This is a genomic window from Enterobacter sp. UPMP2052, assembly GCF_053709675.1.
In genome coordinates this window covers 1,705,597-1,719,199 of record NZ_JBSKJR010000001.1, presented here as the reverse complement: position 1 = coordinate 1,719,199, position 13,603 = coordinate 1,705,597, and the positions used below count along the sequence as shown (strand labels likewise).

Annotated in this window: 11 protein-coding genes; 3 read left to right on the top strand and 8 right to left on the bottom strand. The window is 56.0% G+C overall.

The features are described 5' to 3' along the window. Positions 1 to 474 precede the first annotated feature (474 nt). Together asnS and pncB are read right to left on the bottom strand one after the other, a co-directional pair. Entirely contained in the window at positions 475 to 1,875 is a 1,401-nt protein-coding gene (gene asnS, locus ACWKX3_RS08060) for an asparagine--tRNA ligase (RefSeq protein ID WP_042319454.1), read from the bottom strand. A gap of 168 nt (positions 1,876 to 2,043) precedes the next feature. Further along, positions 2,044 to 3,246 (bottom strand): nicotinate phosphoribosyltransferase, encoded by a 1,203-nt coding sequence (pncB, locus tag ACWKX3_RS08055; protein ID WP_088207558.1) that lies wholly within the window; start codon positions 3,244 to 3,246, stop codon positions 2,044 to 2,046. 253 nt (positions 3,247 to 3,499) lie between these two features. On the opposite strand from pncB, the gene pepN reads away from it, so the two are divergent. Next, positions 3,500 to 6,112, top strand: a complete 2,613-nt coding sequence (pepN, locus tag ACWKX3_RS08050; RefSeq protein ID WP_088207557.1) for an aminopeptidase N — start codon at positions 3,500 to 3,502, stop codon at positions 6,110 to 6,112. Between the two features lie 84 nt (positions 6,113 to 6,196). Here the strand turns inward: pepN and ssuB are convergent, their stop codons facing one another. The 5 genes from ssuB to ssuE are packed head-to-tail and all read right to left on the bottom strand — an operon-like array spanning position 6,197 to position 10,434. Then, the gene (gene ssuB / locus ACWKX3_RS08045) at positions 6,197 to 6,967 is read right to left on the bottom strand and encodes an aliphatic sulfonates ABC transporter ATP-binding protein (protein ID WP_454541566.1); all 771 of its coding nucleotides are present in this window, start codon (positions 6,965 to 6,967) and stop codon (positions 6,197 to 6,199) included. After that, positions 6,964 to 7,755, bottom strand: coding sequence for an aliphatic sulfonate ABC transporter permease SsuC (ssuC, locus tag ACWKX3_RS08040; protein WP_088207555.1), 792 nt, complete (start codon positions 7,753 to 7,755; stop codon positions 6,964 to 6,966). The genes ssuB and ssuC overlap by 4 nt, the downstream gene beginning before the upstream one ends. 9 nt (positions 7,756 to 7,764) lie before the next feature. After that, complete coding sequence (gene ssuD / locus ACWKX3_RS08035) at positions 7,765 to 8,910, bottom strand: FMNH2-dependent alkanesulfonate monooxygenase (protein ID WP_088207554.1); 1,146 nt, start codon at positions 8,908 to 8,910, stop codon at positions 7,765 to 7,767. After that, positions 8,907 to 9,869: a sulfonate ABC transporter substrate-binding protein gene (locus ACWKX3_RS08030; protein WP_202561951.1), complete on the bottom strand. Its 963-nt coding sequence runs from the start codon at positions 9,867 to 9,869 to the stop codon at positions 8,907 to 8,909. The genes ssuD and ACWKX3_RS08030 overlap by 4 nt, the downstream gene beginning before the upstream one ends. Beyond that, on the bottom strand, positions 9,862 to 10,434 hold the full coding sequence (gene ssuE, locus ACWKX3_RS08025; RefSeq protein WP_202561952.1) for an NADPH-dependent FMN reductase: 573 nt from the start codon (positions 10,432 to 10,434) through the stop codon (positions 9,862 to 9,864). Before ssuE ends, ACWKX3_RS08030 begins: the two co-directional genes overlap by 8 nt. Positions 10,435 to 10,683: 249 nt before the next feature. Between ssuE and pyrD the strand changes: the two genes are divergently transcribed. Then, a complete protein-coding gene (pyrD, locus tag ACWKX3_RS08020; protein ID WP_454541565.1) occupies positions 10,684 to 11,694 on the top strand; it encodes a quinone-dependent dihydroorotate dehydrogenase in 1,011 nt (336 codons plus the stop codon). 166 nt (positions 11,695 to 11,860) lie between these two features. Beyond that, positions 11,861 to 12,403: a cell division protein ZapC gene (gene zapC / locus ACWKX3_RS08015; protein ID WP_006174525.1), complete on the top strand. Its 543-nt coding sequence runs from the start codon at positions 11,861 to 11,863 to the stop codon at positions 12,401 to 12,403. On the opposite strand, the gene ACWKX3_RS08010 is transcribed toward zapC, so the two are convergent. Continuing rightward, entirely contained in the window at positions 12,400 to 13,509 is a 1,110-nt protein-coding gene (locus ACWKX3_RS08010; protein WP_042319458.1) for a YcbX family protein, read from the bottom strand. The two genes, zapC and ACWKX3_RS08010, sit on opposite strands and share 4 nt — an antisense overlap. Positions 13,510 to 13,603: the final 94 nt, after the last annotated feature.

The following is a 13,603-nucleotide window of genomic DNA, read 5'->3' as shown; positions in this document are numbered from 1 at the left end:
AACCGTTTCGCTAGCCTGAAAGTGCTACAATCCTCAAGATTCAGTAACAAAAAGAAATAATGTGTAAAAATTTGTGTATTTTCGGGAACTTTGTGAACCACCTCAAACTTCAGAACTGATTGCCTAAATAAACAGCGTTTTCATTCCTATATATATGAATTTCTTATATTTATTTTCGATAAAAGGATTTCATATAAACAGAAGTTAAACGGTGCATCTTTTCTTATGACCACGAATAGCCTTCCGGAAGGCTGCATAGTGGCGTTAATTTTGTGCTATTGCTTAAGAATTCAATAAGCACAATAAGACTGTGGTTTATTTTTTGTTCGCAGATGTTTCGTGGAAATAAAACGTAACAAGCAGGGGATTTGACGGGGTTGCAGCTTAATCAAGCTGACTTTGACCTGACGAAAATTGACATTGCAGAATAAAATAATGGCCAGCATGTGCTGGCCATTATCATTGATAACGCGATTAGAAACTGGCGTTACGCGGCGTGCGTGGGAAAGGAATCACATCACGCACGTTCTGTACACCGGTGACGTAGGCAATAAGACGTTCAAAGCCAAGGCCAAAACCGGAGTGCGGAACGGTGCCGTAACGACGCAGATCGCGATACCAGCCGTAGTCAGCAGGGTTAAGACCCATCTCTTCCATACGGGCGTCCAGCACGTCCAGACGCTCTTCACGCTGAGAACCGCCGATGATTTCGCCGATGCCCGGCGCAAGCACGTCCATCGCTGCCACGGTTTTACCGTCTTCGTTAAGGCGCATGTAGAAGGCCTTAATGTCTTTCGGATAGTTTTTCACAACCACCGGTGCTTTGAAGTGTTTCTCTGCCAGATAACGCTCGTGTTCGGAGGAGAGGTCAACGCCCCAGTAAACAGGGTTCTCAAACTTCTCGCCGCATTTTTCGAGGATAGCAACCGCATCGGTGTAATCCACCTGCGCAAAGTCAGCGGAAACGAAACGCTCAAGACGGGCAATCGCGTCGTTATCCACGCGTTCAGCGAAGAATTTCATATCATCAGCACGTTCTTCAAGAACCGCTTTGAACACGTACTTCAGCATGGCTTCTGCCAGGCCTGCTACGTCATTCAGATCCGCGAAAGCCACTTCGGGCTCCAGCATCCAGAACTCCGCCAGGTGACGGCTGGTGTTGGAGTTTTCGGCACGGAAGGTTGGGCCGAAGGTGTAGATTTTAGACAGCGCACAGGCGTAGGTTTCGCCGTTGAGCTGGCCGGACACCGTCAGGAAGGCTTCTTTCCCGAAGAAGTCTTTGTCGTAATCCACTTTGCCTTCCGGCGTGCGCGGCAGGTTTTCCATATCCAGCGTTGAAACGCGGAACATTTCGCCGGCACCTTCGGTGTCAGACGCGGTGATAAGCGGGGTAGAGACCCAGAAATAACCCTGCTCATCGAAGAAGCGATGCAGCGCCTGCGCCAGCGTGTGACGCACGCGGGCAACCGCTCCAATCAGGTTGGTGCGCGGACGCAGGTGCGCCACTTCACGCAGATACTCAATGCTGTGGCGTTTTGCCGCCATCGGGTAGGTATCAGGATCTTCAACCCAGCCCGTGACTTCGATAGCGGAAGCCTGAATTTCGAAACTCTGACCCTGACCAGGCGATGCCACAACCACGCCGGTGACAATAACGGAACAACCCGTTGTCAGGTGCAGAACGTCATCATTGTAATTGGGCAGAGAATTATTGATGACGGCCTGTACAGGATCAAAGCAGGAACCGTCATAGACGGCGAGGAAGGAGATGCCAGCTTTAGAATCTCGGCGAGTACGCACCCATCCGCGCACGGTGACTTCTTGGTCAACGGCGACACGGCCCTGGAGTACGTCGGCTACAGGCACAACGCTCATAATATTCTCTCTGTTAATAGTCGGAAAAAATAAACACTTGTCCGCCCTTATAGGGGGGATATCTATGTTACCTGGCATCCGCCATCAGACAAGCAGATTTCGCAGTCAAAAGAGAAGAAATCAGAAATAAATAAGGTGAGAGGGAGCCTGAAAGGCTCCCTGAGGCGGTCAGCTTGCTTTTTTAACCTGCGGCAGATCGAAGGCTTCGCGCAGGGCGCGGACAAATGCTTTGTCGTGACAGATGGTTTTGCCTGGGCTGTCAGAGAGTTTTGCCACCGGCTTGCCGTTACATTCCACCAGCTTTATGACGATGTTCAGCGGTTTTACCTGTGGGATATCACAGGTCAAACGGGTCCCGATACCGAAACTCAGGTTCACTCGGGAAGAGAAGTGGCGATAAAGGTCGACGGCTTTCGCCAGATCGAGGTTATCGGAGAAGACCAGCACCTTGCTCATTGGGTCGATGCCCAATTTTTGGTAATGGGCGATGGCCTTCTCGCCCCATTCAACCGGGTCACCGGAGTCATGGCGCAAGCCCTGATAGCGTTGTGCAAACTCAGGACCAAAGTCACGCAGGAACGCGTCCATGGTAATGCAGTCAGTGAGGGCGATACCTAGCTGGTCAGGGTACTCGTCCAGCCAGGCGGCAAGCGCAGCGCGCTGGCTGTTGGCAAGGTCGGGGCTGATCTGCTGGTGTGCCTGGAACCATTCGTGTGCCTGGGTGCCCATGGGGGTCAGATCCAGACGACGGGCCAGGTCATAATTGCTGGTGCCTACAAACCATGGTTCCTGCTTCAGACGCTCAACAATGGCCTGCTGTACCTCGCGGGAGAAACGGCGGCGCGTGCCGAAGTCCATCAGACGGAAGCGGGACATATCCAGCCCTTCGGTCAGATGCGAGAATTCAACGAGTTTATGTTCAAGCGAAGCAATCGCCTGCTCAACGCCGGTGTCGGGCGAGCGGTAGCGGTGGGCCAGTTCACTGATGACGGCCAGCAGCGGCACTTCCCACATAATGACTTCACGCCACGGGCCTTCAAGGCGAATGTCCAGCTTGCCATTGTCATTGGTCACGGTCACCTGATCGGGGTTATAGCGGAACTCGCGCAGCCAGTTCAGGTAATCGGCGTGGAAGAAAGGCAGGCCCGAAAGCCAGTGATATTCGTCGTCCTGCAGCGCCAGATGCCGCATGGCATCGACCTGTTCACGAATGGAATCTGCGTAGATACCCAGCAAGTCGTCGCCCCGGCAGCGAAACTCAGCCGCAACCTGAACGTCATGGTAATGGTGAAAAACGGCTTGCTGCATATGCAGTTTATACGCGTCGGTATCCAGCAACGTATGCAGAACAGGAGAAGCGAATCGAGTCATAGGTGCGCAGTAGCATCCTCTCACAGGAGCGTTTAGTACATTAAACAACTCCGGAGTATACCTTGTTTAGTGATTTATTGAACCCCGATCACAACATAAGCTGACTTTAGGGTCGAGCGCATTTCGTGCCCCTGTTAAATAAATGTAGCGAAAAAGCGGTTTGTAACTGAAAAGATGAACATTCTGCGTAGCGCGTTTTACGCAACAGGAATATATTGAAACGTTACTCGACAAACGATGCATAAGGTTTTCTATGACACAACAGCCTCAAGCCAAATACCGCCACGACTACCGTGCGCCGGAATACCTGATTAGCGATATCGATCTGACTTTTGACCTGGATGCCACTAAAACCGTTGTAACGGCGGTAAGCCAGGTGACGCGTCAGAGCGCGACGGCCGTCCCGCTGCGTCTTGATGGTGAAGACCTGACGCTGGTTTCTCTGCATATTAATGACGCCGCCTGGACCGACTATAAAGAAGAAGACAATCAGCTGGTCATTAACAACCTGCCTGAACGCTTTACCCTGCGCATCGTGAATGAAATTAGCCCTGCCGCCAACACCGCGCTGGAAGGGCTTTACCAGTCAGGCGTGGCGCTGTGCACCCAGTGTGAAGCGGAAGGTTTCCGCCACATTACCTGGTATCTGGATCGCCCGGACGTTCTGGCGCGCTTCACCACCAAAATCATCGCCGATAAAACTCTCTATCCGTTCCTGCTTTCCAACGGTAACCGTGTGGGCGAGGGCGAGCTGGAAAACGGACGTCACTGGGTACAGTGGCAGGATCCGTTCCCGAAACCATGCTACCTGTTTGCGCTGGTGGCGGGTGATTTCGACGTGCTGCGCGACACCTTTAAAACCCGTTCCGGACGCGACGTGGCGCTGGAACTGTTCGTTGACCGTGGCAATCTCGATCGCGCGCCGTGGGCGATGACCTCGCTTATCAACTCCATGAAGTGGGACGAGGAGCGCTTTGGCCTCGAATATGACCTCGACATCTACATGATCGTCGCCGTCGACTTCTTCAACATGGGGGCGATGGAGAACAAAGGCCTTAACGTCTTTAACTCGAAATATGTCCTGGCGCGTACCGATACCGCGACCGATAAAGATTACCTGGATATCGAACGCGTCATTGGCCACGAATATTTCCACAACTGGACCGGTAACCGTGTGACCTGCCGCGACTGGTTCCAGCTGAGCCTGAAAGAGGGCTTAACCGTGTTCCGCGATCAGGAGTTCAGCTCCGATCTGGGTTCGCGTGCGGTTAACCGCATCAACAACGTGCGCACCATGCGCGGCCTGCAGTTTGCCGAAGATGCCAGTCCGATGGCGCACCCGATTCGTCCGGACAAAGTGATTGAGATGAACAACTTCTACACCCTGACGGTGTATGAGAAGGGCGCTGAAATCATCCGCATGATCCACACTCTGCTGGGCGAAGAGAATTTCCAGAAAGGGATGCAGCTCTACTTCGAACGTCACGACGGCAGTGCCGCCACCTGCGACGACTTCGTGCAGGCGATGGAAGATGCCTCAAACGTCGACCTGTCTCATTTCCGCCGCTGGTACAGCCAGGCCGGTACGCCGATTGTGAGCGTAAAAGACGACTACAACCCGGAAACCGAGCAGTATTCTCTGACCATCAGCCAGCGCACGCCGCCAACGGCTGAGCAGGAAGAGAAACACCCGCTGCACATTCCGTTTAGCATTGAGCTGTACGATAACGAAGGGAACGTCATCCCGCTGCAGAAGGGCGGCCATCCGGTGCACCACGTGCTGAACGTTACCCAGGCAGAGCAGACCTTTATCTTCGATAACGTTTACTTCCAGCCGGTGCCAGCGCTGCTGTGCGAATTCTCTGCCCCGGTGAAGCTGGAGTACAAGTGGAGCGATCAGCAGCTGACGTTCCTGATGCGTCACGCGCGCAATGACTTCTCTCGCTGGGATGCGGCGCAAAGCCTGCTGGCAACCTACATTAAGCTCAACGTTAACCGTTACCAGCAGGGCCAGCCGCTGACGCTGCCGGTGCATGTGGCCGACGCGTTCCGTGCCATCCTGCTCGATGAGCAGATCGATCCGGCCCTGGCGGCGGAAATTCTGACGCTGCCTTCTGCCAGTGAAATCGCTGAGCTGTTCGACATCATCGACCCGATTGCGATCGTGACCGTTCGCGAAGCGCTGACCCGCACCCTGGCGACCGAGCTGGCGGACGAATTCCTGGCGATTTACAACCTCAACAAGCTGGATGCCTATCGCGTAGAGCATGAGGACATCGGTAAGCGCTCCCTGCGTAACACCTGCCTGCGCTACCTGGCCTTCGGTGATGTCGAGCTGGCGAATACGCTGGTAAGCAAACAGTACCACGAGGCGGACAACATGACCGATGCGCTGGCGGCGCTGGCGGCAAGCGTTGCTGCCGAACTGCCGTGTCGCGATGCGCTAATGCAGGAGTACGATGACAAATGGCATCAGGACGGCCTGGTGATGGACAAGTGGTTTGTTCTGCAGGCCACCAGCCCGTCGGCAGATGTGCTGAGCACCGTGCGCAGCCTGCTGAAGCACCGCTCCTTCACCATGAGCAACCCGAACCGCGTACGTTCTCTGATTGGTGCATTTGCCAGCGCCAACCCGGCAGCGTTCCACGCCGAAGACGGCAGCGGTTATCAGTTTATGGTTGAAATGTTGACCGAGCTGAACAGCCGTAACCCGCAGGTGGCGTCACGTCTGATTGAGCCGCTGATCCGCCTCAAGCGTTATGACGCCGAGCGTCAGGCGAAAATGCGCGCCGCGCTGGAGCAGCTGAAAGGGCTGGAAAACCTGTCTGGCGATCTGTACGAGAAGATCGCTAAAGCGTTAGCGTAAAAAAATTGCCCGGTGGCGCTGCGCTTACCGGGCCTACATAGGGTTTTCGCCCTCTCCCTGTGGGAGAGGGCCGGGGTGAGGGCATCAGGCATTCGCCGTAATCAACGCCCGCTCATTCACCCCGCGCTTCATCACCCGATCCAACACTTCCGCTTCCAGCTCCGCCAGTCTTGCTGACCCCACGCGGCGCGGGCGCGGGATATCCACGCTCAAATCCAGGCCAATTTTCCCTTCTTCTATAAGCAACACGCGATCGGCCATCGCAACGGCTTCGCTGACATCATGCGTTACCAGCAGTACCGTAAACCCATGTTCCTGCCACAGGGACTCAATCAAGGCCTGCATCTCAATCCGCGTCAGGGCATCGAGCGCGCCGAGCGGCTCATCCAGCAGCAACAGCCCCGGACGGTGGATCAGCGCGCGCGCCAGCGCCACGCGCTGCTTCTGCCCACCGGATAACGCCACAGGCCATTCACCGGCGCGATCCGCCAGGCCCACGGCGGCCAGCGCCTGCCTTGCCGCCTCCCGCCAGTCACCTTTCAGGCCCAGCCCAACGTTATCGATAACCGTTTTCCACGGCAGCAGGCGCGCGTCCTGAAACATCATGCGGGTATCATCCTGAATATTTGCCAGCGGCGTGGTACCAGCCAGAATATCGCCGCCGTTTGGCGCCTCCAGCCCGGCCAAGAGCCGTAGCAAGGTACTCTTTCCGCCGCCGCTGCGGCCCACTACCGCCACAAACTGTCCGGCGGGAATATGTAAATCCAGTGCGTTCAGAATGGAGTTATCGCCGTAGCGTTTCGTGACGCCGCTGAGCAACAGCGGCGTTCCCTGGTTAAGTCGGGCAGTGTTCATGCTTTAGCCTCCTGAGGGGAATAGGCCGGGTTCCAGCGAAGCCAGCTGCGTTCCAGCCACTGGGCGCTGACGTCGGCGAGTTTGCCGAGCAGGGCGTAAAGAACGATGGCGACCACCACCACGTCCGTTTGCAAAAACTCACGGGCATTCATCGCCAGATAGCCGATGCCGGAGTTGGCCGAAATGGTTTCTGCCACAATCAGGGTCAGCCACATCAGCCCGAGCGCGAAGCGCACGCCAACCATGATTGAGGGCAGGGCACCCGGCAGGATCACATGGGTAAAAAGCGCAAAGCCGGATAGCCCATAGCTGCGCGCCATCTCCACCAGTCCACGATCGATATTGCGTATGCCATGCCAGGTGTTGATGTAAATCGGGAACAACGTCCCGAGCGCCACGAGGAAAATTTTGGCGCTTTCATCAATGCCAAACCACAGGATCACCAGCGGGATCAGCGCCAGATGCGGCACGTTGCGCAGCATCTGTATCGACGTATCCAGCAACCGCTCACCCCAGCGGGACAAACCGCTAATCAGCCCAAGCGTCAGGCCGATGCTTCCACCGATTGAGAAGCCGATCACCGCGCGCCATGAGCTGATAGCCAGGTGCTGCCACAGCTCACCGCTCACGCTCAGCGACCAGAACGCTTCGACCACGCCCTCCGGAGAGGGCAGAATGCGGCTGGATAACCAGCCAGCAGACGACGCCAGCTGCCAGACGAGGACAATACCGACGGGTAAAAACCATGGAGCAGCGCGTAACAGCCATTTTTGCGGGGTGGCAGACATAGCGGCTCCTTAGCTCTGTGCGACGCGGCGCGGAATAAATTCATTCGCTATCGCTTCGCCCTGCAGTTGATGCTGTTGAGGCTGCGGGATCGCCGGAATGGCAACATCCAGATGCGGGAACAACAGCTCGCCGACCTTGTACGCCTCTTCAAGATGCGGATAGCCCGAGAGAATAAAGCTGTCGATACCGAGATCCGCATATTCGTTAATGCGCGCCGCCACGGTCGGGCCATCCCCCACCAGCGCAGTGCCCGCTCCGCCGCGAACCAGGCCAACGCCCGCCCACAGGTTTGGACTGATCTCCAGGTTCTCGCGCTTGCCGTTATGCAGCGAGGCCATGCGGTGCTGCCCGACGGAATCGGTTTTCGCAAACGCCGCCTGTGCTTTCGCGATGGTGGCATCGTCAAGGTGGGATATCAGCTTGTCTGCCGCCTGCCACGCCTCTTCGTTGGTTTCGCGCACAATCACATGCAGGCGAATACCGAAGCGCACCTGACGGCCATGCGCTGCGGCTTTGGCGCGCACCTGCGCAATCTTTTCTTTTACCAGCTCGGGCGGCTCGCCCCACGTCAGATAGAGATCGACCTGCTCGGCTGCCAGATCCTGCGCGACATCAGACGAGCCGCCGAAATAGAGGGGAGGGCGGGGCTGCTGGAGCGGCGGGAAGTAGAGCTTCGCGTCTCGAACATGAATATGTTTGCCCTCGAAGGTGACGGTTTCACCTTCGAGCAGGCGTCGCCAGACGCGGGTAAACTCTGCGGAGGCTTCGTAACGCTCGGTATGATCGAGAAACACGCCATCGCCCGCCAGCTCCTGCGGGTCGCTGCCGGTCACCAGGTTAAACAGGGCGCGTCCGTTAGAAAGCCTGTCCAGCGTCGCAGCCTGTCGTGCCGCCACGGTGGGGGAAACCACGCTCGGACGCAGGGCGACCAGGAATTTCAGGCGCTGCGTCACCGGGATCATCGACGCGGCCACCAGCCAGGCATCTTCGCACGAGCGCCCCGTCGGGATCAGCACGCCGGTAAAACCGATTCTGTCCGCGGCCTGCGCAATCTGTTGCAGGTAGCCATGGTCAACCGGGCGAGAGCCCGCGTCGGTGCCAAGATAGTGCCCATCGCCGTGGGTCGGTAAAAACCAGAAAAGGTTAAGGCTCATGATTTTGCTCCTTCTTTGCCTGCGGGTTGCCAGATACGGTCGCGGATATCCACCTGTTTGGGGACCAGGCGGTTTTGATAGAAGAGATCAGCGGTTTGCTGCTGGAGAGCGGCGACGTGGGCGTCCACCGGGGCGATGGTGGTGGGCGGCCGATGGTCGAGATAGCTGGCGATCACCGGCTCGGGCAAGCCCATCGTTTTCGCCAGCAGGGTGATGCTCTCCTGGCGCTGGCTTTGCGTCAGCGCATCCGCCTGGGTAAAGGTCTCCAGCACGCCCTGTATAAAGGCTCCGTTCTTTTCGGCATACGGGCGTGCCGCCAGGTAAAACGAGCCGGTCTGTTTCAGCGTGGTACCGTCTTTCAGGACGCGCACGCCACCCTGCAGAAGCGCGGCGGAGTAATACGGGTCCCAGATTGCCCAGGCATCCACGTTTTTCTGCTGGAACGCCGCGCGGGCGTCAGCTGGCGTCAGGTACACAGGCTGGATATCGGCGAACGTAAGTCCAGCCTCCTGCAACGCACGCAACAGCAGGTTGTGCGAACTGGAACCTTTCTGGAAAGCGACCTTATGTCCTTTGAGGTCGGCGACGCGTTTTATGTCGCTATTTTCCGGCACCAGGATCACTTCGGCCTTAGGCTTGGCAGGTTCAACACCCACGTACACCAGATCGGCCCCAGCCGCCTGGGCAAAGATCGGCGGGATATCGCCGGTGCTGCCAAGATCGATACTGCCGACGTTAAGCGCCTCCAGCATCTGCGGACCGGCCGGAAACTCCACCCACGAAAAGTGCGTATCCGGGTAGCGTTTTTCCAGCAGCTTATGACTTTTTGCCAGCACCATGCTGACGCTGCCTTTTTGATAGCCGATACGCAGGCTTTCCGGCGCCGTCTCAGCCGCATGGCTCAGAGAGGAAATGGTCAGCACGCCTGCCAGGGCGAGACGGGTCAACATTTTACGCATGAGCCACTCCTTGAGATGTCCACGCGGGTACCTGCACATCACGGCGGTGCAAAGCCTGCCAGAAGGTTTCGAGGGCGCTATCGAGGCGGGTCTGCAGGTTCGGCGTGAACTGCGGTTTATGCTGATAATCGATGACCTGAGAATCGTCGGCGAATACGCCGTGCAGGATCTCCTGGGCCTTCAGGGCGTTCAGCACCGGCTTCAGGGCATAATCGACGGCCAGTAGATGGGCGACCGTTCCCCCTGTCGCCAGCGGCAGCACCACTTTGCCGTCCAGCGCACGTTCGGGCAGCAGGTCGAGCAGGGTTTTCAGCCCGCCGGCAAAAGAGGCTTTATATATCGGCGTCGCGACGATCAATCCGTCTGCGTCCTTGAACTGCTCGGTCAGGGCCATCAGCGCCGGGCTGTCGAAACGGGCATAAAGCAGATCTTCGGGTTCAAAGTTATGCAGGTTCCAGTGGCACACCTCCACGTCCAGGGCGCTGAGCCTGTCGCGGGCGTACTCCAGCAGAGCGCTGGAACGAGAAGGGAATCGTGGACTTCCGGCCAGGGTGATGACGCGCATGCTTTCTCCTTATAACTAATTGTTTGCTTTTATCTAACATTCATAACAATTTTCAGGAGTGTGACATCGCAGGCTTATTCCACTAAATGATTTATCCGCAATTAAACTGCCGGAAACTGCATAAGAAACGAACGGCGAAGTAAACGATTGCGTTTTAACCCGCTTTTTTTGCCACAGGTCAATTCCCTTTCCGGGCCGGATCGCTGATAATCCCCTCCCGGTTTGCACACCGGGAATCCAGGAGAGTTCATGTACTACCCCTTCGTTCGTAAAGCCCTTTTCCAGCTCGATCCTGAGCGCGCTCATGAATTTACATTCCAGCAGTTACGCCGTATTACCGGAACGCCGCTGGCCGCTCTGGTGCGTCAAAACGTGCCGGAAAAACCTGTGCAATGCATGGGGCTGACCTTTAAGAACCCGCTGGGCCTGGCTGCTGGTCTGGATAAAAATGGCGAGTGCATCGATGCCCTGGGCGCGATGGGCTTTGGCGCCATTGAAATCGGTACGGTGACCCCGCGCCCGCAAACGGGTAACGATAAGCCGCGCCTGTTCCGCCTGGTTGAAGCCGAAGGGCTAATCAACCGTATGGGCTTTAATAACCACGGCGTCGATCATCTGGTCGAGAACGTGAAAAAAGCCCATTTCGACGGCGTATTAGGCATCAATATTGGCAAAAATAAAGACACGCCGGTCGAGCAGGGTAAAGATGACTATCTGATTTGTATGGAAAAAGTCTATGCCTATGCCGGATATATTGCGGTCAATATCTCCTCACCCAATACGCCGGGCCTGCGTTCACTGCAATATGGTGAAGCGCTGGACGATCTGCTTAGCGCGATAAAAAATAAACAAAATGCACTCCAGGCGATCCACCATAAATATGTGCCGGTGGCAGTGAAGATCGCACCCGATCTTTCAGTTGAAGAATTGATCCAGGTCGCCGACAGTTTAGTGCGCCATAATATTGATGGCGTCATTGCGACCAATACCACCCTCGATCGTTCTCTGGTTCAGGGAATGAAAAACTGTAACGAAGCGGGTGGGTTAAGCGGACGTCCAGTACAATTAAAAAGCACTGAAATTATTCGGGCATTGTCTGCTGAATTAAAAGGTCAGCTGCCGATTATTGGCGTGGGCGGTATCGACTCGGTTATTGCGGCGCGCGAGAAGATGGCGGCTGGCGCTTCGCTGGTCCAGATTTATTCCGGCTTTATTTTCAAAGGCCCGCAATTGATTAAAGAAATCGTCACGCATATCTAATCTTTTCCCTTTATCAGACAACCAGGGCTTTATTTCCAGCCCTGGTTGATTTATATTCCCTCGTTGTTGCTTATTTAGACGTTATGGTCTTTTATTAATGTTGCTAAAAGCGAGACGGCAAACGAGACATTTTTAGAACAGGACGTTCGGGAAGGGGGGAAGTCACATGCGAATTAAACCTGACGATAACTGGCGCTGGTATTATTGTGACGAGCACGATCGAATGATGCTCGATTTAGCCAATGGCATGTTATTTCGCTCACGTTTTGCGCGCCGAATGTTGACCCCGGATGCCTTTGATCCGTCAGGATTTTGCGTTGATGATGCCGCGCTGTATTTCTCTTTCGAAGAAAAATGCCGCGATCTGGAACTCACTAAAGAACAACGCGCTGAGCTGGTGCTAAATGCGCTGGTCGCGATCCGTTTCCTGAAACCGCAAATGCCCAAGAGCTGGCATTTTCAGGCGCACGGCATGAGCTGGACGCCTGCCGTGGGTGATGCCGCCAGCGTAAACTTAAGCGATACCGCGGAAGAGGTGAGCCTGCTGGTGGTTGAGCCGGGTGAAAACGCCGCGCTTTGTCTGCTGGCCCAGCCCGGTGTGACCATTGCCGGTCGAGTGATGCAGCTTGGCGATGCGATCAAGGTGATGAATGACAGGCTGAAGCCCCAGCTTCGTGTGGATGCCTTCAGCCTTGAGCAGGCCGTTTAAGCCTCTAACTGTACCGACGTTTTTGGAATACAGCTGCAGCAGAGGATCGTACCGTCATCCCCAATCGCGGATTTCTTCAGACCCTGGACTTCGCCACTCACCAGCTTGATTCGACAACATCCGCAGATGCCCGCCCGACAGGAATACGGCACGCGAATGCCCGCCTGTTCCAGCTGCTCCAGTAACACCTGTTGATTATTGCCACGGATCGCTTTGCCTTCCCAGTGAATATCGACAGCCGCGCTTGCCTCTGTGACGACGTCCACGAACGCATCTTCCTGACTCGCACCGTACACTCTGGCAGGCCCACGGGCGAGGATCTCCACCTCGTCACCCACGCGGATCACACCGCTGGCGCGGGGGATCAGGTTCTGGCCGAAATCGACATCGCCGTTATCCTGGGCGGTACGGAACGACTGCAGCGTTTTCAGCGGTTCACCGGAAGGATGCTTCTGGCCTTTCTCCGGGCTGACGGTGGTGAAGATACAGCGGCTGCACGGCTTCACCACGTCAAAAATGACGCTGCCGATGCGGATCGTTTTCCAGGTGTCTTCTTCCCAGGCGTCTGCTCCGGTTACGACCAGATTGGGGCGGAACTGCTCCATCTGGACGCTGGCGCGACAGCGGCTCTGCAGATCGCGCAGCGAGGCTTCGTTTGTCAGCAGGTAAGGAAAACCGTCGGCAAAGGAGAGGGGAACTGCATCGTGGCGCTTAACGCGACGCGTCAGCGCCGGACCCACCCAGCGCAACTGGACGTCGCGGGAGAAGTACCCGGTTAGCCAGCGGTTAATCTCGTCCGGGGCAATGCGTGCGGTAAAATGATTCCCCCACACTTCCGTTGGCGCGTCGACTGGCGCAAAATCAGCAAAGCGGATCACCGCGCTGGCACCGTCCGGTGCGGTCAGGTGCAGGCCGTCATGCAGCGGCGAAGGGGTAAAGCGAACCATTTGCGGGAACTGGCGCGCGGTGATAAACGTACCGTCAGGCTCGGTGACCATAAAAATACGATCGAAGGCAAAACCGCTCATGTCAGCGAGCGCGTGAGACACGCCAATCCCGCGCATGGATTTTACCGGATGAATAAAAAGCCTGGATAACGTTGCCACCGCACACTCCTGCAAATGAAAATAAGCCTTCAACTTTATGACATACACGCCATATTAGCTATAATGCGCGACAATTTTCTAAGAGTAAAAGTGA